21 protein-coding genes are annotated in these 24,297 nt (G+C 67.0%); 11 read left to right on the plus strand and 10 right to left on the minus strand.

The window, feature by feature from the left end; translation table 11 throughout:
- The first annotated feature begins 52 nt into the window (after window positions 1-52).
- From nuoG to nuoN, 8 genes are read left to right on the plus strand one after another with little or no spacing between them, the layout of a single operon-like run.
- Window positions 53-2,767: an NADH-quinone oxidoreductase subunit NuoG gene (gene nuoG, locus AC3B6A_RS15645; RefSeq protein ID WP_488398123.1), complete on the plus strand. Its 2,715-nt coding sequence runs from the start codon at window positions 53-55 to the stop codon at window positions 2,765-2,767.
- An 11-nt stretch (window positions 2,768-2,778) separates the two neighbouring features.
- The gene (gene nuoH / locus AC3B6A_RS15650; protein WP_488403612.1) at window positions 2,779-3,768 is read left to right on the plus strand and encodes an NADH-quinone oxidoreductase subunit NuoH; all 990 of its coding nucleotides are present in this window, start codon (window positions 2,779-2,781) and stop codon (window positions 3,766-3,768) included.
- Window positions 3,769-3,779: 11 nt separating this feature from the next.
- Window positions 3,780-4,328: an NADH-quinone oxidoreductase subunit NuoI gene (nuoI, locus tag AC3B6A_RS15655; protein ID WP_488398124.1), complete on the plus strand. Its 549-nt coding sequence runs from the start codon at window positions 3,780-3,782 to the stop codon at window positions 4,326-4,328.
- 11 nt (window positions 4,329-4,339) lie between these two features.
- Window positions 4,340-4,840, plus strand: coding sequence for an NADH-quinone oxidoreductase subunit J (gene nuoJ, locus AC3B6A_RS15660; protein ID WP_488398125.1), 501 nt, complete (start codon window positions 4,340-4,342; stop codon window positions 4,838-4,840).
- Between the two features lie 4 nt (window positions 4,841-4,844).
- Complete coding sequence (nuoK, locus tag AC3B6A_RS15665; RefSeq protein WP_488398126.1) at window positions 4,845-5,153, plus strand: NADH-quinone oxidoreductase subunit NuoK; 309 nt, start codon at window positions 4,845-4,847, stop codon at window positions 5,151-5,153.
- Window positions 5,150-6,997, plus strand: coding sequence for an NADH-quinone oxidoreductase subunit L (gene nuoL / locus AC3B6A_RS15670; RefSeq protein WP_488398127.1), 1,848 nt, complete (start codon window positions 5,150-5,152; stop codon window positions 6,995-6,997). The genes nuoK and nuoL overlap by 4 nt, the downstream gene beginning before the upstream one ends.
- Before the next feature lie 27 nt (window positions 6,998-7,024).
- Window positions 7,025-8,554 carry an NADH-quinone oxidoreductase subunit M gene (nuoM, locus tag AC3B6A_RS15675; protein WP_488398128.1) on the plus strand — a complete coding sequence of 510 codons (1,530 nt, stop codon included), beginning with the start codon at window positions 7,025-7,027 and terminating at the stop codon, window positions 8,552-8,554.
- A 7-nt stretch (window positions 8,555-8,561) separates the two neighbouring features.
- Complete coding sequence (gene nuoN, locus AC3B6A_RS15680; protein ID WP_488398129.1) at window positions 8,562-10,025, plus strand: NADH-quinone oxidoreductase subunit NuoN; 1,464 nt, start codon at window positions 8,562-8,564, stop codon at window positions 10,023-10,025.
- 156 nt (window positions 10,026-10,181) lie between these two features.
- Here nuoN and AC3B6A_RS15685 read toward each other — a convergent pair whose 3' ends face one another.
- The 5 genes from AC3B6A_RS15685 to AC3B6A_RS15705 form a co-directional block, all read right to left on the minus strand.
- A complete protein-coding gene (locus tag AC3B6A_RS15685; protein WP_488398130.1) occupies window positions 10,182-11,249 on the minus strand; it encodes an AI-2E family transporter in 1,068 nt (355 codons plus the stop codon).
- Between the two features lie 389 nt (window positions 11,250-11,638).
- Complete coding sequence (locus AC3B6A_RS15690; protein ID WP_488398131.1) at window positions 11,639-12,961, minus strand: ATP-binding protein; 1,323 nt, start codon at window positions 12,959-12,961, stop codon at window positions 11,639-11,641.
- The gene (locus AC3B6A_RS15695) at window positions 12,958-13,638 is read right to left on the minus strand and encodes a response regulator transcription factor (protein WP_488398132.1); all 681 of its coding nucleotides are present in this window, start codon (window positions 13,636-13,638) and stop codon (window positions 12,958-12,960) included. Before AC3B6A_RS15695 ends, AC3B6A_RS15690 begins: the two co-directional genes overlap by 4 nt.
- The gene (locus tag AC3B6A_RS15700) at window positions 13,638-13,952 is read right to left on the minus strand and encodes a PepSY domain-containing protein (RefSeq protein ID WP_488398133.1); all 315 of its coding nucleotides are present in this window, start codon (window positions 13,950-13,952) and stop codon (window positions 13,638-13,640) included. Before AC3B6A_RS15700 ends, AC3B6A_RS15695 begins: the two co-directional genes overlap by 1 nt.
- The gene (locus tag AC3B6A_RS15705) at window positions 13,952-14,260 is read right to left on the minus strand and encodes a PepSY domain-containing protein (protein WP_488398134.1); all 309 of its coding nucleotides are present in this window, start codon (window positions 14,258-14,260) and stop codon (window positions 13,952-13,954) included. The genes AC3B6A_RS15700 and AC3B6A_RS15705 overlap by 1 nt, the downstream gene beginning before the upstream one ends.
- Before the next feature lie 149 nt (window positions 14,261-14,409).
- Here AC3B6A_RS15705 and AC3B6A_RS15710 point away from each other — a divergent pair, with 149 nt between their 5' ends.
- On the plus strand, window positions 14,410-15,489 hold the full coding sequence (locus AC3B6A_RS15710) for a patatin-like phospholipase family protein (RefSeq protein WP_488398135.1): 1,080 nt from the start codon (window positions 14,410-14,412) through the stop codon (window positions 15,487-15,489).
- Between the two features lie 194 nt (window positions 15,490-15,683).
- Here AC3B6A_RS15710 and AC3B6A_RS15715 read toward each other — a convergent pair whose 3' ends face one another.
- The 3 genes from AC3B6A_RS15715 to hmpA are packed head-to-tail and all read right to left on the minus strand — an operon-like array spanning window position 15,684 to window position 18,351.
- A complete protein-coding gene (locus AC3B6A_RS15715; RefSeq protein ID WP_488398136.1) occupies window positions 15,684-16,874 on the minus strand; it encodes an NnrS family protein in 1,191 nt (396 codons plus the stop codon).
- The gene (locus AC3B6A_RS15720) at window positions 16,861-17,118 is read right to left on the minus strand and encodes a transmembrane sensor/regulator PpyR (protein WP_488398137.1); all 258 of its coding nucleotides are present in this window, start codon (window positions 17,116-17,118) and stop codon (window positions 16,861-16,863) included. The genes AC3B6A_RS15715 and AC3B6A_RS15720 overlap by 14 nt, the downstream gene beginning before the upstream one ends.
- Before the next feature lie 51 nt (window positions 17,119-17,169).
- Window positions 17,170-18,351, minus strand: a complete 1,182-nt coding sequence (hmpA, locus tag AC3B6A_RS15725) for an NO-inducible flavohemoprotein (protein ID WP_488398138.1) — start codon at window positions 18,349-18,351, stop codon at window positions 17,170-17,172.
- A gap of 167 nt (window positions 18,352-18,518) precedes the next feature.
- Here hmpA and norR point away from each other — a divergent pair, with 167 nt between their 5' ends.
- Both norR and queD read left to right on the plus strand, forming a co-directional pair.
- Entirely contained in the window at window positions 18,519-20,081 is a 1,563-nt protein-coding gene (gene norR, locus AC3B6A_RS15730) for a nitric oxide reductase transcriptional regulator NorR (RefSeq protein WP_488398139.1), read from the plus strand.
- A gap of 107 nt (window positions 20,082-20,188) precedes the next feature.
- A complete protein-coding gene (queD, locus tag AC3B6A_RS15735; RefSeq protein WP_275611404.1) occupies window positions 20,189-20,545 on the plus strand; it encodes a 6-carboxytetrahydropterin synthase QueD in 357 nt (118 codons plus the stop codon).
- Between the two features lie 226 nt (window positions 20,546-20,771).
- Here the strand turns inward: queD and AC3B6A_RS15740 are convergent, their stop codons facing one another.
- Entirely contained in the window at window positions 20,772-22,142 is a 1,371-nt protein-coding gene (locus AC3B6A_RS15740; RefSeq protein ID WP_488398140.1) for a DUF1329 domain-containing protein, read from the minus strand.
- Between the two features lie 13 nt (window positions 22,143-22,155).
- Complete coding sequence (locus AC3B6A_RS15745) at window positions 22,156-24,105, minus strand: DUF1302 domain-containing protein (RefSeq protein WP_488403614.1); 1,950 nt, start codon at window positions 24,103-24,105, stop codon at window positions 22,156-22,158.
- Between the last annotated feature and the right edge of the window lie 192 nt (window positions 24,106-24,297).

Consider the following 24,297-nt stretch of genomic DNA (forward strand, 5'->3'; position numbering starts at 1 on the left):
TGATTTCTATTAGCCACGCCCGCTGACAACGGGCCAACGAAGACTTAGACCCATGGCCACGATCCACGTAGACGGCAAGACGTTAGAAGTCGACGGAGCGGACAACCTGTTGCAGGCCTGTCTCTCCCTCGGTCTCGACATCCCCTACTTCTGCTGGCACCCGGCGCTCGGTAGCGTCGGCGCATGCCGCCAGTGCGCGGTCAAGCAGTACACCGACGAGAACGACAAACGCGGTCGCCTCGTCATGTCCTGCATGACTCCCGCCACCGACAACACCTGGATTTCCATCGAAGACGAAGAGGCCAAGCAGTTCCGCGCCAGCGTCGTCGAATGGCTGATGACCAACCACCCGCACGACTGCCCGGTCTGCGAGGAAGGCGGTCACTGCCACCTGCAGGACATGACGGTGATGACCGGCCACAACCAGCGCCGGTACCGCTTCACCAAGCGCACCCACCAGAACCAGGAGCTCGGCCCGTTCATCGCCCACGAGATGAACCGCTGCATCGCCTGCTACCGCTGCGTCCGTTACTACAAGGACTACGCCGGCGGCACCGACCTGGGCGTCTATGGCGCGCACGACAACGTCTATTTCGGCCGCATCGAGGACGGCGTGCTGGAGAGCGAGTTCTCCGGCAACCTCACCGAGGTCTGCCCGACCGGCGTGTTCACCGACAAGACCCACTCCGAGCGCTACAACCGCAAGTGGGACATGCAGTTCGCCCCGAGCATCTGCCATGGCTGCTCCAGCGGATGCAACATCAGCCCCGGCGAGCGTTACGGTGAAATCCGCCGCATCGAGAACCGCTACAACGGCTCGGTGAACCACTACTTCCTGTGCGACCGTGGCCGTTTCGGCTACGGCTACGTCAACCGCGAAGACCGTCCGCGCCAGCCGCAGCTGATGCTGAGCAAGCAGAAGCTCTCGCTGGACGGCGCCCTGGACCAGACCGCTGCCCTGCTCAAGGGCCGCAAGGTGATCGGCATCGGTTCGCCGCGCGCCAGCCTGGAAAGCAACTACGCCCTGTCCGAACTGGTCGGCGCGCAGAACTTCTACAGCGGTATCTCCGCCGACGAACTGCAGCGCCTGCAACTGGTGCTGAAAGTCATGCAGGACGGCCCGCTGCCGACACCGACCATCCGTGACATCGAAGACCACGACGCAGTGTTCGTGCTCGGCGAGGACCTCACCCAGACCGCCGCCCGCATCGCCCTGGCCCTGCGCCAGTCGGTGAAGGGCAAGGGCGAGGACATGGCCGCCTCGATGAAGATCCAGCCGTGGCTCGACGCCGCGGTGAAGACCATCGCCCAGCACGAGATGAACCCGCTGTTCATCGCAAGCCTGGATGAAACCCGCCTGGACGACGTCGCCGCCGAGTGCGTGCACGCCGCCACTGAAGACCTCGCCCGCCTGGGCTTCGCCGTGGCCCACGCGATCGACCCGAGCGCCCCGGCCGTGGCCGGCCTCGACGCCGAAGCCGCCGCCCTGGCCCAGCGCATCGCCGACGCCCTGGTCGCCGCCAAGCGTCCGCTGGTCATCTCCGGCACCTCGCTGGGCAGCAACGCCCTGATCGAAGCCGCCGCGAACATCGCCAGCGCGCTGAAGAACCGCGAAAAGCACGGCTCCCTGAGCCTGGTGGTTCCGGAAGCCAACAGCCTGGGCCTGGCCCTCTTCGGCGGCGAGTCCGTCGAAAGCGCCCTGCAGCAGCTGACCTCCGGCGCCGCCGATGCCGTGGTGATCCTGGAGAACGACCTGTACCGCCGCGCCGACGCCGCCGTTGTCGATGCCGCCCTGGCCGCCGCGAAGATCGTCATCGTCGCCGACCACCAGCAGACCGCCACCAGCGCCAAGGCCACCGTCCTGCTGCCGGCCGCCAGCTTCGCCGAAGGCGACGGCACCCTGGTCAGCCAGGAAGGCCGCGCCCAGCGCTTCTTCCAGGTCTTTGACCCGACCTACTACAACGCCGACAACCTGGTCCGCGAAGGCTGGCGCTGGTTGCATGCCCTGCACAGCACCCTCGAAGGCAAGCGCGTCGACTGGACCCAGCTGGATCACGTGATCGACGCCGTCGTCGCCGCCAAGCCGCAACTGGCCGGCATCCGCGACGCCGCGCCGAACGCCGCGTTCCGCATCAAGGGCCTGAAACTGGCGCGCGAACCGCACCGCTACTCCGGCCGCACCGCCATGCGCGCCAACATCAGTGTCAGCGAGCCGCGCGCTTCGCAGGACATCGACTCGCCGTTCGCCTTCTCCATGGAAGGCTACGCCGGCAGCGCCGAACCGCGTCAGCAGATTCCGTTCGCCTGGTCCCCGGGCTGGAACTCCCCGCAGGCCTGGAACAAGTTCCAGGACGAAGTCGGCGGCCACCTGCGCGCCGGCGACCCGGGCGTGCGCCTGATCCAGGCCAAGGGCCAGGCGCTGTGGTTCAGCGAGATTCCCGCGCCGTTCCACACCGCCGCCAGCCAGTTCAAGGTGGTGCCCTTCTACCACCTGTTCGGCAGCGAGGAGAACACTGCCAAGGCCGCACCGGTGCAGGAGCGCATCCCGCAGACCTACGCCACCCTGGCCAAGTCCGAGGCTGACCGCCTGGGCGTCAACGAAGGCGCGATCATCCGCCTGACCGTCAAGGGCCAGGAACTGCGCCTGCCGCTGCGCGTGAGCGAAGAGCTGGGCGCCGGTCTGGTCGCCCTGCCGATCGGTCTGCAAGGCATTCCCGCCGGTGTCATCGGCGCTGTCGCTGAAGGTCTGCAGGAGGCTGCCCAATGAGTTTATTGAGCGTGAGCTGGCTGACACCCACCGTCGTCGACATCATCATCGAGATCATCAAGGCCATCGTCATCCTGCTCGCCGTGGTCGTCTGCGGCGCGCTGCTGAGCTGGGTCGAGCGCCGTCTGCTCGGCCTCTGGCAGGACCGCTACGGTCCGAACCGGGTCGGCCCCTTCGGGGCCTTCCAGCTCGGCGCCGACATGCTGAAGATGTTCTTCAAGGAAGACTGGACCCCGCCGTTCGCCGACAAGCTGATCTTCACCCTCGCGCCCATGATCGCCATGGGTGCGCTGCTGGTGGCCTTCGTCGTCATCCCGATCACCCCGACCTGGGGCGTGGCGGACCTGAACATCGGCGTCCTGTTCTTCTTCGCCATGGCCGGCCTGACCGTGTACGCGGTGCTGTTCGCCGGCTGGTCGAGCAACAACAAGTTCGCCCTCCTCGGCAGCCTGCGCGCCTCGGCCCAGACCATCTCCTACGAGGTGTTCCTGGCCCTGTCGCTGATGGGCATCGTGGCTCAGGTCGGCTCCTTCAGCCTGCGCGACATCGTCGAATACCAGGCCGAGCACGTGTGGTTCATCATCCCGCAGTTCTTCGGCTTCATGACCTTCTTCATCGCCGGCGTCGCGGTGACTCACCGTCACCCGTTCGACCAGCCCGAAGCCGAGCAGGAACTGGCCGACGGTTACCACATCGAGTACGCCGGCATGAAGTGGGGCATGTTCTTCGTCGGCGAGTACATCGGCATCGTGCTGGTGTCCGCGCTGCTGGCGACCCTGTTCTTCGGCGGCTGGCACGGTCCCTTCGGCATCCTGCCGCAGATCCCGTTCATCTGGTTCGCCCTGAAGACCGGCTTCTTCATCATGATGTTCATCCTGCTGCGGGCCTCGATCCCACGCCCGCGCTATGACCAGGTGATGGCCTTCAGCTGGAAGTTCTGCCTCCCGCTGACCCTGATCAACCTGCTGGTGACCGGCGCAGTCGTGCTGGCGGCCCAGTAAGGAGCAAGACAATGATCAAGTACATTCTGGAAGTCGTGCATGGCACCTTCACCCAGCTGCGCAGCCTGGTGATGATCTTCGGCCATGCCTTCCGCAAGCGTGACACCCTGCAATACCCGGAAGAACCCGTGTACCTGCCGCCGCGCTACCGCGGCCGCATCGTCCTCACCCGCGACCCCGACGGCGAGGAACGCTGCGTGGCGTGCAACCTGTGCGCCGTGGCCTGCCCGGTCGGCTGCATCTCCCTGCAGAAGGCCGAGACCGAGGACGGCCGCTGGTACCCCGAGTTCTTCCGCATCAACTTCTCCCGCTGCATCTTCTGCGGCCTGTGCGAGGAAGCCTGCCCGACCACCGCGATCCAGCTGACCCCGGATTTCGAGATGGGCGAGTTCAAGCGCCAGGACCTGGTCTACGAGAAGGAAGACCTGCTGATCTCCGGTCCCGGCAAGAACCCGGACTACAACTTCTACCGCGTTGCCGGCATGGCCATCGCCGGCAAGCCGAAAGGCGCCGCGCAGAACGAGGCCGAACCGATCAACGTCAAGAGCCTGCTGCCGTAAGGAGACGTCGCGTGGAATTCGCTTTCTACTTCGCCGCCGGCGTCGCCGTGCTGGCAACCCTGCGGGTCATCACCAACAGCAACCCGGTGCATGCCCTGCTCTACCTCATCGTTTCGCTGCTCGCCGTGTCGATGACCTTCTTCAGCCTCGGCGCCCCGTTCGCCGGCGCCCTGGAGATCATCGTCTACGCCGGCGCGATCATGGTGCTGTTCGTCTTCGTGGTGATGATGCTCAACCTCGGGCCGGCCATCGCCGAACAGGAGCGCAAATGGCTCAAGCCCGGCGTCTGGATCGGCCCCGGCGCGCTGTCGCTGGTGCTGATGGTCGAACTGCTGTGGATGCTCTCGCGCACCCCGAGCGGCGTCGGCATCGGCCATACCATCGTGGACGCCAAGACCGTCGGCATCAGCCTGTTCGGCTCCTACCTGCTGGTCGTCGAACTGGCCTCGATGCTGCTGCTGGCGGCACTGGTCGCCGCCTACCACCTCGGCCGCCACGAAGCGAAGGAATAACACCATGAACGCAATCCCTCTCGAACACGGACTGGCGCTCGCCGGTGTGCTGTTCTGCTTCGGACTGGTTGGCCTGATGGTACGACGCAACATCCTGTTCGTACTGATGAGCCTGGAAGTGATGATGAACGCCGCCGCGCTGGCCTTCGTGGTCGCCGGTAGCCGCTGGGCCCAGCCCGACGGCCAGGTGATGTTCATCCTGGTGATCAGCCTGGCCGCGGCCGAGGCGAGCATCGGCCTGGCGATCCTGCTCCAGCTGTATCGCCGCTTCCATACCCTCGATATCGACGCTGCCAGCGAGATGCGCGGATGAACCTGCTGCCCCTTACATTCCTGTTCCCCCTGGTCGGCTTCCTGCTGCTCTCGTTCTCGCGCGGCAGATGGTCGGAAAACCTCTCGGCACTGGTCGGTGTCGGCTCCGTGGGCCTGGCTGCCCTCTCCGCCTTCTGGGCGATCTGGAGCTTTCACAGTGCGCCGCCGGAAGGCGGTGCCTACAGCGTGGTGCTGTGGCAATGGATGAACGTTGGTGACTTCCACTCCAACTTCACCCTGTACCTGGACGGCCTGTCGGTCACCATGCTCGGCGTGGTCACCGGCGTCGGCTTCCTGATCCACCTGTTCGCCTCCTGGTACATGCGTGGCGAGGCCGGCTATTCGCGCTTCTTCGCCTACACCAACCTGTTCATCGCCAGCATGCTGTTCCTCGTGCTGGGCGATAACCTGCTGTTCGTGTACTTCGGCTGGGAAGGCGTGGGCCTGTGCTCCTACCTGCTGATCGGCTTCTACTTCAGCCATGTTCCGAACGGCAACGCGGCGCTCAAGGCGTTCATCGTGACCCGCGTCGGTGACGTGTTCTTCGCCATCGGCATGTTCATCCTGTTCCAGCACCTGGGCACGCTGAACATCCAGGAACTGCTGACCCTGGCTCCGCAGCACTTCGCCAAGGGCGACCTGTGGATCAACGTCGCGGCCCTGATGCTGCTCGGCGGCGCCGTCGGCAAGTCCGCGCAGCTGCCGCTGCAGACCTGGCTGGCCGACGCGATGGCCGGCCCGACTCCGGTCTCCGCGCTGATCCACGCCGCCACCATGGTGACCGCAGGCGTCTACCTGATCGCCCGCTGCCACGGCCTGTTCGAGCTGGCCCCGAACGTCCTGGAGCTGGTCGGCATCGTCGGCGCCGTGACCCTGGTGCTGGCCGGCTTCGCCGCCCTGGTGCAGACCGACATCAAGCGCATCCTCGCCTACTCGACCATGAGCCAGATCGGCTACATGTTCCTGGCCCTGGGCGTCGGCGCCTGGGGTGGCGCGATCTTCCACCTGATGACCCATGCCTTCTTCAAGGCCCTGCTGTTCCTTGCCTCGGGTGCGGTGATCGTCGCCTGCCACCACGAGCAGAACATCTTCAAGATGGGTGGTCTGTGGAAGAAGCTGCCGCTGGCCTATGCGAGCTTCGTGGTCGGTGGTTCGGCCCTGGCCGCCCTGCCCTTCCTGACCGCCGGCTTCTACTCCAAGGACGAGATCCTCTGGGAAGCCTTCGCCAGCGGTCACCAGAACCTGCTGATCGCCGGCCTGCTGGGTGCCTTCCTGACCTCGATCTACACCTTCCGTCTGATCTTCATCGCCTTCCACGGCGAAGCGAAGACCGAGGCACACGCCGGCCACGGCATCAGCCACTGGCTGCCGCTGGGCGTGCTGATCGTGCTGTCCACCTTCATCGGCGCGCTGATCACCCCGCCGCTGGCCAGCGTCCTGCCGGAAAGCGCCGGCCACGCCGGTGGCGAGGCCAAGCACAGCCTGGAGATCGCCTCGGGTGCCATCGCCATCGCCGGTATCCTGCTGGCGGGCCTGCTGTTCCTCGGCAAGCGTCGCTTCATCAGCGCCGTCGCCCAGAGCGCGCCGGGCCGCTTCTTCGGTACCTGGTGGTTCCATGCCTGGGGCTTCGACTGGCTGTACGACAAGCTGTTCGTGAAACCCTATCTGCTGATCTGCCGTCTGCTCAGCGCCGATCCGGTCGACCGCACCCTGGTCCTGGTTCCGCTCACCGCACGTGGTGGTCACAAACTCCTCAGCCTCACCCAGAACGGCCGCCTGCGTTGGTACGCCGCTTCCCTGGTGGGCGGTGCCGCGCTGCTTCTCGGCGCGATGCTGCTGGCTTAAAACTTCACGAAAGAGATTGAGCCCGACATGATTCTGCCCTGGCTAATCCTGATCCCCTTCATCGGCGGCTTCCTTTGCTGGATCGCCGAGTACACCAGCAAGACCCTGCCCCGCTGGGTCGCGCTGGGGTCGATGACCCTGACCCTCGCCCTCAGCCTGTGGGTGTGGCACACCGGCAACTTCCAGCTGGCGCCCGCGCCGGGTGGCGATCCGCAATGGACCCTGGAATTCAAGGTGTCCTGGATCGAGCGCTTCGGCATCAGCGTGCACCTGGCAATGGACGGCCTGTCCCTGCTGATGGTCGCCCTGACCGGCCTGCTCGGCGTGCTGTCCGTGCTCTGCTCCTGGAACGAGATCCAGCGCCGCATCGGCTTCTTCCACCTGAACCTGCTGTGGATCCTGGGCGGTGTGATCGGCGTGTTCCTCGCCGTCGACCTGTTCCTGTTCTTCTTCTTCTGGGAAATGATGCTGGTGCCGATGTACTTCCTCATCGCGCTCTGGGGTCACAGCTCGGAAGACGGCAAGAAGACCCGCATCTACGCCGCCACCAAGTTCTTCATCTTCACCCAGGCCAGCGGCCTGATCATGCTGGTGGCGATCCTGGGCCTGGTGTTCGTGCACTACAACAGCACCGGCGTGCTGACCTTCAACTACGCCGACCTGCTCAAGACCCAGCTGCCGCCGCACACCGAATGGCTGCTGATGCTCGGCTTCTTCGCCGCCTTCGCGGTGAAGATGCCGGTGGTGCCGGTACACTCCTGGCTGCCTGACGCCCACGCCCAGGCGCCGACCGCCGGTTCCGTGGACCTGGCGGGCATCCTGCTGAAGACCGCCGCCTACGGCCTGATCCGCTTCGCCCTGCCGCTGTTCCCCAACGCCTCCGCCGAGTTCGCGCCGGTGGCCATGTGGCTGGGCATCGTCGGCATCTTCTACGGCGCCTTCCTGTCGTTCGCGCAGACCGACATCAAGCGCCTGGTGGCCTACTCCTCCGTGTCGCACATGGGCTTCGTCATCATCGGCATCTACTCCGGCAACCCGCAAGCGCTGCAGGGCGTGGTGATCCAGATGATCGCCCACGGCCTCTCCGCCGCCGCGCTCTTCATCCTCTGCGGCCAGCTGTACGAGCGCCTGCACACCCGTGACATGCGCAAGATGGGCGGCCTGTGGTCGCGCATCCCGTACCTGCCGGCCGTGGCGCTGTTCTTCGCCATCGCCTCGCTGGGCCTGCCGGGCACCGGCAACTTCGTCGGCGAGTTCCTGATCCTGCTGGGCAGCTTCAAGAGCGTTCCGGTGATCACCGTGATCGCCACCTTCGGCCTGGTGTTCGGTTCGGTCTACTCGCTGATCATGATCCACCGCGCGTACTTCGGCCCGTCCAAGTCCGAGACCGCGATCGCCGGCCTGAACTTCCGCGAACTGAGCATGGGGCTCGGCCTGGTGGTGCTGCTGGTCCTGCTGGGCATCTACCCGCAGCCGGTCCTCGACACCTCCGCGGCAACCATGCACGGCATCCAGCAGTGGCTGGGTTCCGCCCTCTCCACCCTGGCAGCACGGTAAGCGCGACATGACCTTCACGATCCAACACTTCATCGCGCTCCTGCCGCTGATCATCACCAGCGCCACCCTGGTGGTGGTGATGCTGGCGGTGGCCTGGAAGCGTAACCACTCGTTGACCGCCACCCTCTCGGTGATCGGTCTGAACCTGGCGTTGCTGTCGATCTTCCCGGTGCTCAAAGTCACCCCGGTGGAAGTCACCCCGCTGCTGATGGTGGACAACTTCGCCTGCTTCTACATGGCCCTGGTCCTGGTCGGCGCCCTGGCCTGCACCACCCTGGCCCACGCCTACATGGAGAGCTACCCGGGCAACCGCGAAGAGCTCTACCTGCTCCTGCTGCTGTCCACCGCCGGCGGCCTGGTGCTGGCCAGCGCGCAGAACCTGGCCGGCCTGTTCATCGGCCTGGAGCTGCTGTCGGTGCCGGTCTACGGCATGGTGGCCTACGCCTTCTTCAACAAGCGCACCCTGGAAGCGGGCATCAAGTACACCGTACTGTCCGCCGCCGGTTCGGCCTTCCTGCTGTTCGGCATGGCCCTGCTCTACACCGAGTCCGGCAACCTGGGCTTCGCTGCCATCGGCGCATCGCTGGCCGAAGGCACCAGCCACAGCCCGTTGCTGTCCATCGGCGTCGGCATGATGGTGGTCGGCCTGGGCTTCAAGCTGTCCCTGGCGCCCTTCCACCTGTGGACCCCGGACGTCTACGAAGGCGCCCCGGCCCCGGTCTCCGCGTTCCTCGCCACCACCAGCAAGGTCGCCGTGTTCGCCGTGCTGCTGCGCCTGTTCCAGATCGCCCCGGCGGCCCTGAACAATGGCCTGCTGCATGACGCCATCGCGGCCATCGCCATCGCCTCGATCCTGGTCGGCAACCTGCTGGCGCTGACCCAGAGCAACATCAAGCGCCTGCTCGGCTACTCCTCCATCGCCCACTTCGGCTACCTGCTGATCGCGCTGGTGGCGAGCAAGGGCCTGGCCGTGGAAACCGTCGGTGTCTACCTGACCACCTACGTGGTCACCACCCTGGGCGCCTTCGGCGTGGTCACCCTGATGTCCACCCCGTACGGCGGCCGCGACGCCGACGCGCTGTTCGAGTACCGCGGCCTGTTCTGGCGCCGTCCGGCGCTGACCGCGGTGATGACCGTGATGATGCTGTCCCTGGCCGGCATCCCGCTGACCGCCGGCTTCATCGGCAAGTTCTACGTCATCGCCACCGGCGTCGAGTCCCAGCTCTGGTGGCTGGTCGGCACCCTGGTGCTGGGCAGCGCCATCGGCCTGTACTACTACCTGCGCGTGATGGTGACCATGTTCCTGGTCGAGCCGAACATGAAGCGCCACGACGCGCCCCTGGACTGGGCCCAGCGCGCCGGCGGCATCATGCTGGTGGCCATCGCCCTGCTCGCCTTCCTCCTTGGCGTCTACCCGCAACCGCTGCTGGATATCCTCCAGCACAGCGGCCTGGCGGCCGTCGCCGGCTGAGATCGACAGGCATGAAAAACCCCGCTTCGGCGGGGTTTTTTATTGGCTACAGAAACGCTTTCGTAGGATGGGTGGAGCGCAGCGATACCCATGCGGTCCGTGTCTGGAATTGATGGGTACCGCTTCGCTCCACGCCGTCCTACAAGGTGCTCTGCCCTACTCTGCCGCCTTGGGCTCATCCCCTTCCCGCCCGGTGAACAGGTCCCACGAGGCAATGAACAGCGCGGCGATCAGCGGGCCGATGACGAAGCCGTTGAGACCGAACAGCGACATGCCGCCAAGGGTCGAGATCAGCACCACGTAGTCCGGCATCTTGGTGTCCTTGCCAACCAGGATCGGGCGCAGGATGTTGTCCACCAGACCGATCACCACCACGCAGAACAGGGTCAGCACCACGCCCTGCCAGATCGCCCCGGTGAGCAGGAAGTAGGCGGCCACCGGCACCCAGATCAGCCCCGCGCCGATGGCCGGCAGCAGCGACAGGAAAGCCATCAGCGTGCCCCAGAGCAGCGAGCCCTGGATGCCGAGGAACCAGAAGATCAGCCCACCCAGCGCGCCCTGGGTGGCGGCCACGGCGATGTTGCCCTTCACCGTGGCGCGGATCACCGTGGTGAACTTGGTGAACAGGTGCTGCTTGTGCTCGCCGCTCAGTGGCACCGCCTGCTTGATGCGGCGCCCCAGGGCCGGGCCGTCGCGCAGGAGGAAGAACAGCAGGTAGAGCATGATGCCGAAGCTGATGACGAACTCGAAGGTGTTCTGGCCGATGCTGAACGCCTTGGTGGCGACCAGCTGGCTCGCCTGCATCGCCCCCGAGGAAAGCCTCTCCTGCAGGCTCGACAGGTCCGTCAGGTCGAAACGCTCCAGCCACGGGTGCGCCCAGCCCGGCAGCGCGGCGATCGCCTGCTGGAAGTAGGTGACGAAGTTCAGTTCGCCGGACTTCAGGCGCTGGTACACCTGCGCGCCTTCCTGCACCAGCGCACCGGCGATGAAGGTCATCGGCAGGATCACGATCAGCAGGCAGATCGTCAGCGAGATCAGCGCCGCGAGGTTGTTGCGCCCGTTCAGGCGCACGCGCAGGCGGCGCTGCAGCGGGGCGAAGATGATCGCCAGGATGGTGCCCCAGAACACCGCGCCGTAGAACGGCAGCAGCAACCAGGCGAAGGCGATGGTGACCACCACCAGGAGGAGCAGGAACGTCCGGTATTCCAGTTTCGATTCGAGCATGAGCAGGTCCGGGGAATTGGGAAAACCCGCCCATTAGTCAGCAGTTCGCCTGCCGAGTGCAACTTTCGCGGTGGGCCGCCCAGCGAAGCCGCCAGCACCAGCAAGGCCGGGCGCGGGTTTGCGGCAGTCGCCGACGGGGTGCGCGACCTGGCCAGGCACACCCGGAGTTCGGATCACCGAACCAGCTGGCGAACCACCAGCCGGGTCGATGGATCCGCTCCTACGAAAGCCCCACAGTCCGCGCCCCATCGGCAAGGCCGGCGCTGCATCGGGTTCGCGAGCAAGCTCGCTCCTACAGGTTTGCACCTGCGCGTTCTTCGTAGGAGCGAGCTTGCTCGCGAACCGCACGGCACAGCGTCAATCGATATCGATGACAGGCTCCGCCGGAATCAACCCGCCGCGCGCCGCGGCAGCTCCACCCGCACGCGCAACCCGCCCAGCTCGCTGCCTTCCAGCCACAGGCTGCCGCCGCACGCCGCCGCGATATCCCGCGCGATGCCCAGCCCCAGGCCATGCCCCGCGACCTGCTCGTCCAGCCGCGTGCCGCGCTCCAGCACGCTTTCGCGCTGTTCCTCGGCAATCCCGGGGCCGTCATCGTCCACGCTCAGGAGATAACTTTCGGCGCCCTTCTCCACCGTCAGCCGCACCTGGGCGTCCGCCCATTTGCAGGCGTTGTCCAGCAGGTTGCCGAGCATCTCCAGCAGGTCCTCGCGGTCGAACGGCAGCCGCAGGCCGGGCTCGGCCTTCCAGTCGATCTCCAGGTGTTCGCCATGGATCAGCCGCAGCATCTCGCACAGGCTCGGCAGTTCCGCGGCGCAGTCGAAATACGCGCCGGGCAGCGCTTCGCCCGCCAACCGCGCGCGGCCCAGTTCGCGGGCCAGGCGCTGCTCGATCTGCTCCAGTTGCTCCTGCAGCACGCGGCGCAGTTCCGGATGCGCGAGCAGCTCGTCGCGCTCGGCAAGGCTGATCAGCACCGCCAGCGGCGTCTTCAGCGCATGGCCGAGGTTGCCCAGCGCGTTGCGCGACCGGCGCAGGGTGTCCTCGGTGTGCTGCAGCAGGTGGTTGACCTGCTCCACCAGCGGTTCCAGCTCCTGCGGCACCTGCCGGTCCAGCTGGCTGCGCCGGCCTTCCTGCAGTTGTGCGATCTGCTGGCGCACCCGCTCCAGCGGGCGCAGCGCGCGACGCACGGTGAAGCCCTGGAAGATCAGGATCAGCAGCAGCGCCACGCCCCCGGCCCCCAGGCCGATATTGCGCAGGCGGCTGAAGCGCTTGAGGATCGGCGTGTAATCCTGCGCGACGACGATCTTCAGCTGCTTGCCATAGCGCTTGTAATCGCCGCGATAGACCAGCAGGCGCTGCTCCTCCGGCCCCTCTACCAGCTGCCGCGCCAGGCCCTTGTGCGCGGGCAGCTCCAGCTCGCGGTCCCACAGCGAACGGGAGCGCCAGGTGACGTCATCGAAGCGGACGACGAAATAGCGCCCGGAAAACAGCCGGTCATAGACGGTGTCCACCCGCTGGTCATCCAGCTGCAGGCCGGCCGGGCCACGGATGACGCCCACCAGCAGGCTTTCCGCCTCGTTCTGCAGGCCGTCGGCCAGATAGCGGCGCAGGCCCTGGTCGAACAGCCAGAGCCCGGTCTGCGCCAGCGCCAGGCCGATCACCAGCAGCACCACGCCGAGCCCGAGGCCGAGCCGGCGCTGGATCGACATCATCGCGCGGCCCCGCCGACATTGCCGGCGAAGCGGTAGCCCTGGCCCCGACGGGTCTCGATGATCTCGCGGCCGAGCTTGCGGCGCAGGTGGTTGACGTGCACTTCGATCACGTTGGAATCGCGCTCGGTCTCACCGTCATAAAGGTGCTCGGCAAGGTGGGATTTCGACAGCAACTGGCCGGAGTGCAGCATGAAATAACGCAGCAGGCGGAATTCGGCGGAGGTCAGGTCGACGTCCTTGCCGCCTTGCTGCACGCACTGCCGCGCCTCGTCCAGGCTCAACCCCGCGACTTCCAGCTGGTTCTGGTTGGCCAGCCCGCGGGCGCGGCGCAGCAGCGCCTGGATGCGCAGCAGCAGTTCCTCGGGGTGGAAAGGCTTGGTCAGGTAATCGTCGGCGCCGGCCTTCAGGCCGTCGATGCGCTCGGCCCAGGAGCCGCGCGCGGTGAGGATCAGCACCGGCGTCGCCAGCCCCATGCCGCGCCACTCGCGCAGCACGTCCAGCCCGGGGCGCCCGGGCAGGCCGAGGTCGAGGATGATCAGGTCATAGGGTTCGCTGGCGCCCTGCACGGCGGCATCGCGGCCGTCGGCCAGCCAGTCGACGGCGTAGCCCTGGCGCGTCAGGCTGGCCAGCAGTTCGTCGGCCAGGGGCACATGGTCTTCCACCAGCAGCAGGCGCATCAGTCGTCCTCCTTGTCCTTGAGGATGCGGCCGTCGCGGGCATCCAGCTCCAGTTCGCGCACCACGCCATCGACGGTGAGCAGCTCCACCTCGTAGATATAGCTGCCATGTTCCTGCTCCAGCTCCGCTTCCAGCAGCTTGGAATCGGGGTAGCGGGCCTGGGCGATGGGCAGGATTTCCTCGAACGGGCGGATAACCCCTTCGCGGCTCAGCCGCAGGGCCTCGTCCTGGCCCAGGTCATGGGCCTGCGCGGCGCCGGCCGACAAGGCGAGTGCAACGGCCAGCAGGGCCGCGCGTGGAAAGTCGATCTTCATCAGTCGTCCTGGCGATCCTTGACGATTGCGCCGCTCACCGCATCGAGTTCGACATCCCATTTCACGCCCTGGGCGTCCTCGATATCGACCTTGTAGAGGTAGCGGCCATGTTCCAGCTCAAGCTCGCTATCGTACACCCTTCCGCCCGGATGCTTGCCCAGCGCGGCCTGGTTGAGCGCCTCGAAGTCGCGGATGGTGCCGGCATCGCGCAGGCGCAGCGCCTCGTCCGGGCCGAGGTCGCGGGCCTTCGCGGCGACGGCCCCGAGCATCAGCGCGGTGGCGGCGGTCAGGATGATCAGCAGCTTCATGGATGGGCACCTCCTCCGAGTGGCAGCCTCCCCAGACTAGGGCGAAGGACTTAACCCAAGCTGAATCGGCAAGGCTCATTCACCCCGTGAAGTATCCTTGCATGCCCTGTACAGGCTCTATAATCGCGGGCCTCAGCAGCGAGGCCCGCATGACCGCCATCCAGATCAAGACCCCCGCCCTCACCCTCAAGGCCGGCACCCGCGCCCTCGCGCGCATCCGCGAACAGGGGCTGGCCCCCGCCGACGTCGGCATCCTGCCCGGCGCCGCCGGCGGCCCGAAGGCGCTGGGCATCCAGGGCCTGGACCTGGCGCTGTTCGGCGAATGGCTGCCGCGCGCGCCGCGCGAGCGTTCGCTGATCGGCGCCTCCATCGGCTCCTGGCGCTTCGCCAGCGCCTGCCTGCCCGACCCGGCCGACGCTATCCGCCGCCTCGGCGAGCTCTACACCCAGCAGCGTTTCGCCCGCAACGCGAGCATCGCCGACGTCTCGAAAAGCTGCGCGAAGATGCTCGACGACCTGCTCGACGGCCACGATGCCAGCCTGCTGGACAACCCCTGGTACCGCCTCAACGTGGTGGTGGTGAAGAGCCACGGCCGCCTGGCGCAGGACGGCAAGGCCGGGCTCGGCCTGGGGCTGGGCGCGGTGATCCGCGACAACCTGGTGGGCCGCCGCCACCTGCACCGGCACTTCGAACGGCTGATCATCCACGACGCGCGCCGCGCGCCGCCGCTGGAACCGCTCGCGGACTTCCCCTCGCGCTTCCTCCACCTGGACCTGGCGAACCTGCGCCACGCCCTGCTCGCCTCCGGCTCGATCCCGATGGTGATGGAGGGCGTGCGCGACATTCCTGGCGCCGGCCCCGGCACCTACCGCGACGGCGGCCTGCTCGACTACCACCTCGACCTGCCCTACCTGCCCAAGGGCGTGGTGCTCTACCCGCACTTCACCGACAAGGTGATCCCCGGCTGGTTCGACAAGGGCCTGCCCTGGCGCCGCGGCAACGCCGGCCGCCTGCAGGACGTGCTGCTGCTCGCACCGTCGAAGGACTACCTGGCGCGCCTGCCGCACGGCAAGCTGCCGGACCGCAAGGACTTCCACCGCTACCTGGGCGACGACGCCGGCCGCGAACGCTACTGGCGCAAGGCGATGGACGAAAGCCGGCGTATGGGCGACGAGTTCCTCGAACTGGCGGACAGCGGCAAGCTGGGCGAGCGCCTGTTGCCGCTGTAGCAGCATCCGCTCCCGCAGAAGGCCCTTCGCAGGAGCGGATTCATCCGCGATCAGGTGCCGAACGCCGGGCATCGCGGACGGAGTCCGCTCCTACGCAAGGGTGCGGCTCTTGCAGGAGCGGACTCCGTCCGCGATTCGCCGGCAGGGCCGGCGCCAGGCGGGTTCGCGAGCAGGCTCGCTCCTGCGAAGGGAAATCAGCCCGGCTGCCCGTCCACCCGCGGACGCCAGAACATCGGCCCGTAGTGCCAGGCGAACAGCAGGAAGGCCACCACCCAGCAGGCGGCCGCCAGGCTCAGGCCCGGCAGCGGCAGCCACACCACCAGCAGCACCCGGCAGAGCACGCCCAGGTTCAGCAGCGCGAAGGCCAGGGCCATGACTTTCGGCGGCTGCAGCGCGCGACCGGTATGGCCGAGGCTGACGCGGGCGATCATCGCCAGGATCAGGCCGCCCACGCCACCGACGGTGAGCGCATGGATCGGCAGGCTGACGGCGATCGGCGCGCCGAAGTTCCACGCCGCCATGCCCGCCGGCGCCAGCATCATCCACAGATAGGCCAGGTGCAGCGACCAGAGCAGCGGCACGCTCCAGATCCCCTTGTCGCGCCAGCGCCACAGGCGGATCAGGTGGCCCACGGCGAGCACCGCGAACAGCACGCCCACCAGCGGCCGCGGCGTCAGGCCGAAACCGGCCGCCGTCAGCACGGCTACCAGCATCGTGCCGCCCAGCAGCAGGTTATCCAGCCAGGGCCAGGCCGGCACCTGCACGGTGCGGCCCACGCCACGCTGGGTGAAGAAGGGAATGACCCGTCCGCCGATCAGCCCCATCAGCGCCGCCACCAGCCACAGCGCGGCCAGTACGCCGCTGCGCTGCCACGCCTCGTTGCCGGCCTGGATGCCCAGCATCACCAGCACATCGGCCAGGGTCAGCAGGGTCAGCACCGCGATCACCGGGTAGTTGCGCACCTGCCGCACCTGCACCAGGCTGCGCCCGACGAAGAACGCCAGCGCCGGCAGGAACGCTAGCTCCAGCGGCGCGACCAGCCACAGCGGCGCGCCGCCGAGCCAGCCGAGCCGCGCCGCCAGCCAGATCACGGAGAGAATCATCAGCGGCCGCCCGCTGATGCCGGGCCGGCCGGTCCAGGTCTGCACGGCGGTCAGCAGGAAGCCGGCGACGATGGCGCTGGCGAAGCCGAAGAGCATTTCATGACGGTGCCAGGCCAGCCAGCCGCCCAGCGGCTGCCATGCCGGCAGTACCCCCAACAGCACCGCCGCCCAGGCGGCGATGCCGATCAACGCGAACAGCGCGCCACCGAGGAAGAATGGGCGGAAGCCCAGGCGCCACAGCGGCGGAATGGCCAACAGAGCTTTTCGATCAACCAGCAACACAGCATTCCTCCCAGCCGTCCTTGCGCATCTGACGCTGGGCGATGAGTCGCAGCACATAGCCCAGCTTCAGCAGTGTAGGTCCGAGGATGGTGAGTGCGTGAGACGCGACGATCGCCGGCAACGCCAGCAGGGTGTCGACCACGTAGGCTCCGGCGATACCCACCAGCAACAGCGCAAGCCCGCTGCAGAGCAGCGTCGACGACATCGCCAGGTTACGTCTGGGGCAAGCGAAAAGACCTTCCATCACACACCTCCTCGGTTGAACCGGCCCGCGGGCGGGCCGGGCATTTCAGCTTCAGGCCTCCAGCGCGCTGGCCGGGCCGAAGAACTCATAGTGGGACTGCCGCTCGGGCACGCCGAGCTCGCGCAGATGACGCTTCACCTGGGCCATGAAGGGCTTGGGCCCGAGGAAATAGGCATCCAGGTCGCGGTCGGCCGGCAGCCACTCGGCCAGCAGGTCGCGGCTGAGGAAGCCCTCGGCGTGCACCTCGTCCTGCTCGCGCGGCTCGCTGTAGCAGAAGTAGTGCGCCAGCTGCGGATGGGCCTCGGCCTGCGCCTCGATCCAGTCGCGGAAGGCGTGCACGCCGCCGTGGCGCGCGCAATGGATGAAATGCACCTCGCGGCCACGGCCCAGCGCCTGCTTGAGCATCGCCAGCGCCGGGGTGATGCCCACGCCGGCGGTGATCAGCGCCAGCGGCTTGTCACCCTCGCGCAGGACGAAGTCGCCCGCCGGCGGGAACAGGTCGAGCTCGTCGCCGACCTGCATCTGGTAGTGCAGATGGTTGGACACCCGGCCCTCCGCCTCGCGCTTCACGCTGATGCGGTACTCGCGGCCGTTGGGGGTATCGGAGAGCGAATAGGTGCGGCGCACTTCCTCGCCGTCCAGCTCCAGGCGCAGGCCGATGTACTGGCCGGGCTGGAAGTCCAGCAGCGCGCCGCCGTCCACCGGCTGGAAGTAGAAGGAGGTGATCTCCTCGCTCTCGACGTCCTTGCGGGCAATGCGGAAGCGCCGCGCGCCGCGCCAGCCGCCGTTCTGCTCGGCGTTCTGCTGGTACACCGACTCCTCGGCGCCGATGAGGATTTCGGCCAGCTGGCCGTAGGCCGCAGCCCAGGCATCGATCACCGCCTGGGTGGCGATTTCCTCGCCCAGCACCTCTCGGATCGCGCGCAGCAGGCAGGTGCCGACGATCGGGTAATGCTCCGGCTGGATCTGCAGGGCAACGTGCTTGTTGACGATCTTCGCCACCAGCGGGCCGAGCTGCTCCAGCTCGTCGATGTGGCGCGCGTACATCAGGACACCGTTGGCCAGGGCACGCGGCTGGTCGCCGGAGGCCTGGTGAGCCTGGTTGAACAGCGGGCGTACCTCCGGATATTCGTTCAGCATCAGCTTGTAGAAGTGCTGGGTCAGTGCCTCACCGCCGGTCTCCAGCAGCGGAACCGTGGCCTTGACCAGGGTACGGTGTTCATTGGACAGCATGGTATCTCCTCGGGTTAGCCAGGCAGAGAGTGGTCTGCCTGTGCTTTCTGTCAGGAGTGATTCAAGAAGCGCGCCAACCCTGCAGCCCTGTATTTTCGGGACTTTTTGAACTCGAAAAGTCATAATGACCAGAGTTCTCATTAGTCATAATGACTCACGAGGTCAAAATGACCCAAAACCCCTTGCTTGCCACCCTGCTCCCCCTGGTCGCCGATCTCTCCCGCGAGCTGCCCGACAGCGAACGCTACCGGCGCCTGCTGGAAGCGCTGCGCCAGCTGCTGCCCTGCGACGCCACCGCCCTGCTGCGCCTGGAAGGCGACCAACTGGTGCCGCTGGCCGTCGACGGACTCAGCCCCGACACCCTCGGCCGCCGTTTCAGGATCACCGAACACCCGCGCCTGCGCGCCCTCCTCGAACACCCCGGGCCGACCCACTTCGCCGCCGACTGCGGCCTGGCGGACCCGTACGACGGCCTGGTGGAAGGCCTCAGCGGCCACCTGGAGGTACACGACTGCCTGGGCTGCCCGCTGTATCTCGACGAGCAGCCCTGGGGCCTGCTGACCCTCGACGCCCTCGACCCGGAGCGCTTCTCCACCGGCGACCTGGACAACCTGCAGGCCTTCGCCAGCCTCGCCGCCGCCACGGTGAAGGCCAGCCAGCGCATGCTCGACCTCGCCCTGCGCGCCGAACACGAGCAGCAGCGCGCCGACGCCTACCAGCGCGCCTCCGGCGACCAGCCGCGGGAGCTGATCGGCCAGAGCAAGGCGCACCAGGCGCTGATGAACGAAATCCAGCTGGTGGCCGGCAGCGACCTGAGCGTGCTGATCACCGGCGAGACCGGCGTCGGCAAGGAACTGGTGGCGCAGTCGATCCACGCCAACTCGCTGCGCCGCGAGCAGCCGCTGATCAGCCTCAACTGCGCAGCGCTGCCGGAAACCCTGGTGGAGAGCGAACTGTTCGGCCACGTGCGCGGCGCCTTCTCCGGCGCGGTCGGCGAGCGGCGCGGCAAGTTCGAGCTGGCCGACGGCGGCACCTTGTTCCTCGACGAGGTCGGCGAGCTGCCGCTGGCGATCCAGGCCAAGCTGCTGCGCGTGCTGCAGAGCGGCCAGCTGCAGCGGGTCGGCTCGGACCGCGAGCACCGCGTCGACGTGCGCCTGATCGCCGCCACCAACCGCGACCTCGCCGAAGAGGTGCGCGCCGGGCGCTTCCGCGCCGACCTCTACCACCGCCTGAGCGTCTACCCGCTGCGGGTGCCGCCGCTGCGCGAGCGCGGCAACGACGTCCTGCTGCTGGCCGGCTACTTCCTCGAAGAAAACCGCCCGCGCCTGGGCCTGCGCAGCCTGCGCCTGGCCCGCGAGGCCCAGGCCGCGCTGCTCGACTACAGCTGGCCGGGCAATGTGCGCGAGCTGGAACACCTGATCGGGCGCGCCTCGCTCAAGGCCCTGGCGAACCACCCGCAGCGCTCGCGCATCCTCAGCCTGGGCCTGGGCGATCTCGGCCTGGAGCAGCGCCAACACCCGGCCACAGGCGCCGGCGCCGCCGCCAATGCGGACGACGCCCCTGAAGCCGGTTTCGAAGGCGAGCTGCGCCCGGCGGTCGATGCCTTCCAGCGCCACATGATCAGCCACAGCCTGGAGCGTCACGACGGCAACTGGGCGGCGGTCGCCCGCGAACTGGGACTGGACCGGGCCAACCTCAACCGCCTGGCGCGACGCCTGGCGATCAAGTGAGCCACTGGCCGGAACGGCCGGCCCCGCCCGGGCGATGGTGATAAACTACGCACCCATTTTCCGGCCGGCCCCTCTCCGGGGCCGGCGATGTCCTAGAGCGCACCACCGTGGAATTGTTCAAGGAATTTACATTCGAAGCCGCCCACCGCCTGCCCCATGTCCCCGCCGGGCACCAGTGCGGCCGCCTGCATGGCCACTCGTTCCGGGCCGCCATCTACATCGAGGGCGAGGTCGACCCGTATACCGGCTGGATTCGCGACTTCGCCGAGATCAAGCAGATCTTCAAGCCGATCTACGACCAGCTCGACCACAACTACCTGAACGAGATCCCGGGGCTGGAAAACCCCACCAGCGAAAACCTCTGCCGCTGGATCTGGCAACAGCTCAAGCCGCTGCTGCCGGAACTGTCCAAGGTGCGCGTGCACGAGACCTGCACCAGCGGTTGCGAGTATCGCGGGGACTGATCCGGCATTGCATCGCGCGATTCGCGGACAAGGTCCGCTCCTACAGTGACCGGATGGCGCGGCGCCGCTTTTGTAGGAGCGGAGCTTCTCCGCGATCACGGGCGAAAGCCCGTCCATCCTGGCCTGGGAAATCGCGGACGGAGCCCGCTCCTACGAAAACCGCCCACCTCCAGCGCGATAACCGGAAAACAAAAGGCCCCTTGCGGGGCCTTTGTCGTTTCCGGGCTTAGCGCGAGGCCTTGCGGCGCAGCGCCGAGGGGCTGAAGTTGGCGTCGTCCGGGGCCGGCTGGCTGAAGTCGGCGGTGCCGGACTCCTCGTTGTCCAGCCACTGGATGCTGTAGCGATGGGCCTGGAGGTCGTGGAAGGTGTCCAGCGCCGTCCACACCATCGGCTGCTCGTAGAAGCTCTTCAGGTAGGCCTGGGACACGCGCCACAGCTCGCCGCGGCCGTCGTACTGGTCCACCACGGCGGCGCCCCAGCTGTCCTCGTCGAGGTAGAGGGTGCGCCGCGAGTAGATGTGCCGCGCGCCGGGCTTGAGCTTGCCGTCCACCACCCAGACCCGGTGCAGCTCGTAGCGGGTGTACTTGGGATTGATGTGGCCGGGGGTGAGCAGGTCCTTGTACTTAACCTCCGGGCTGGTGACCTGGTAGTTGTTGTAGGGAATGTAGATTTCCTTCTTGCCCACCAGGGTCCAGTCGTAGCGGTCCGGCGCGCCGTTGTACATGTCGGTGTCGTCGGCGGTGCGCAGGCCGTCGGAGTCTTCGATCGGGGTGTCGTAGGCCAGCGTGGGCGCACGCCGCACGCGGCGCTGGCCGGGGTTGTAGCCCCAGGCCTGGCGCGGCTCCCTGACCTGGTCGAGGGTCTCCTGCACCAGCGCGCCGTTACCGGCCAGGCGCGCCGGCGCGGTGGTGAAGGTCATGTAGTAGAACAGCGTGTTGCCCAGCTTGTCGTAGCTGCCCTGGGGATCGTAGAAGCGGAACAGCGCCTCGTCCTGGGACGTCACCAGCGCATAGGCGCCGTTGCGCTGCACGCCGGCCTGGGAGGAGCGCCGCACGATGTAGTGGCCGCGATAGCGGGCGATGTGGTTCCACACCGCTTCCACGCCGCTCTGCGGGATGGGGAACGGCACGCCGCCGTAGGCGTCGGAGAAGCCGTTGCCGCCCTCCACCAGCTTGGCGCTGGTGGCGTTCTTGAAGATGTTGTCGTAGATCCACTGCGGCGCCGAGCCGCTGCGGTGGGTCGGGTAGACCGGCATCTGGAAGCTGTCCGGGTAGGAGTTGAACAGCGCGATCTGCCCCGGCGTGAGGTTGGCCTTGTACTGCTCCAGGTTGGCCTTGGTGATGGTGAACTGCGGCTTCTCCCCGGCGAACGGATCGACGTGGTGCGAGCCCGGCCCCTTGTAGCCGGCCGGCGCGGAAGTCAGGCCGCCGGTCCAGGCCGGGATGCTGCCGGCGGCGTTGCCGGCCTTCTCCGCGCCCATCGGGGTGAGACTGCTCTTGAGCTTGGCCGCCTGGTCAGCCGTCACCGCCGCACGCCCATCGGTGACGGTCAGGGCCGCAATGGCCGCAAGGACGATCAGGGAACTCTTCTTGTACATGGTTCTCTCCGGATCAGAACGAGTATTTCGCGGTGACCGAGACGTTGTCCCGGTCACGCATGGAGTTGCTGGAGCCGGCGCCGTAGTAGCTGGTGTACTGGGTGCCGACCTCGAAGGTGTTCAGGTAGCTGGCGTCGATGCCGAGGGTGTAGGCCTTGCGTCCCTCGATGAAGTTGCCGGTGCGATCGGAGTTGCCGCTGAAGTCGTCCTGGTAGACCACGTAGGGCGACAGCTTCACCCCAGCGTAGACATCGTTCCAGCTGCCGGTGAGCAGCAGCGTGTAGCCGTAGCTGTCGCGGCTGATCTGCACGTCGTCGTCGTTGCCGCCGACGTAGGCCTTGTCCTGGGCGCCGACGAACTTGCGCTCGCTGCCGTCCCAGGCGGTGTACTTCAGGCTGCTGCCGCGGATGTGCTGGGAGGCGATCTCCGCCACGCCGGTCATGGAGTCGAAGGACAGGTGCGGGCCGAAGTTGTAGATGGTCGACAGCGAGATGTTGTAGGTCTCGGCGCGCTCGTAGTTCTCGAACAGGCTGCCGCGGCACAGCTGCTTGCCGGCCACCGGCGCGCAGGCCTGGTCGGCGGGGACGTTGGCGTCGAACAGGTTGGTCTGGCCGAGCACGCCCTGGGTCAGCAGGTCGCCGAGGAGGTCGTCGGTGGCGGAGATGCTGATCGGCATGTTCGGCCGGTAGGCGATCTCGCCGGACACCGAGGCATCGCCCAGGGTGGTGTTGAAGCTGAAGCCGTACATGCGGATGTCTTCCACATAGTCGCGGCGCGCCTCGGCGTTGCTGGCCATGTCCAGCGTCGCCAGGCCCGGCACGGCCTCGCCCAGGCCCAGCGGCCCGAGCAGCGCGTTCAGCGTGTCCACGTCGACACCCTGGTAGCCGCGCAGGTCGACGGCGATCTGCGGCTCCTTGGCGTGGTAGTTGACGAAGTAGAAGCCGAACTCGGTGGAGTTCAGTTCCTCGGCGATGTAGCGGAAAGCCACGCCGAACTGGCCATCGTCGCGGGCATCCAGGTCCTTGCCGATGTTGGCGACCTTGAAGGTGCCGGTGTTCGGGTCGAGGAAGGCGTTCGGGCCGTGCGGGCCATTGCCCACCAGGCCGAGGGAGGCCACGGTCGGGTAGCCGGCCAGCAGTTGCTTGATCAGCGGATCGGTTTCGGTGGTGTAGGCGGTGTTGCCGCCGTCGCTGAACAGGTCGGTGTCGGAGAAGTAGGTGCCCACCGAGTCCAGGCGGGTTTCCTTCCACTTCCACTGATAGTAGGCCTCCATCGACAGGTCGTCGGTCAGGCCGAAGTTGAAGCTCAGCGCCTCCACCGGCACCAGCACTTCCTTGAGTTCCGAGCCCGGCAGGTGGAAGCGCGCGGCGTCCACCGGGTTGATGGTGTTGACCCCGCCCCGGTAGAACACGCCCTCGCCCCAGTTCAGCACCTGGCGGCCGACGCGGCCGGTGAGCGGGTGTTCGGCGATGTCCCAGTTGCCGGACAGGTAGGCGTCCAGCAACTCGGCCTTGCGGCCGGCGATGTGCCGGGTGTCGTCGGTGAAGTGATCGTCATTGGGGAACGACTGGCTGGGCCGCACCACGCCATTGGTGGTGTCGTAGTAGTCGTTGCGCTTGTCCATGATCTGCGTGTCGTAGTACGCGGTACCCCGCATGAACAGGCCGTAGTTCTGGTACTGCGCCGACAGCTCCGAGGTGAGCTTGAACACCTCGGAAACCAGTCCGGTGTCGAAGTTGCGGTTGCCGTCGTCGGCGTTGATGTCCGAAATGTTGTCCTTGTCGCGCCCCTGCACGCGCCACATCGCACCATAGGACAGGGTGCTGTCCAGGGAGCCGGTGATCTCGTTGTCGGCCAGCTTGAACTCCAGGGCCTGCGCCGACCCCGCGACCAGCAGCGGCAGAAGCCCCATCACGATGCCCGCTCGCCGGGGCGCCCAGAAAATGGACGAACGTCCCCCCATCTGACTGTTCATAGACAGCATTACCTCCTTGACGGCCAAGATTTATTGCCCGGCCCTTGCGGCCAGTGCTGTTTTTATTCGTCTCTCGGCTGCTGACCGCCCGGCTCCTGCCGGACCATCACGCAGTAACTCGCCTGCTGGAGCGCTTGCGGGCGCTCGGAATACCCCTGTCGATTCTGCTTGCACGCTCTA

This window comes from Pseudomonas sp. B12(2026), assembly GCF_057767015.1.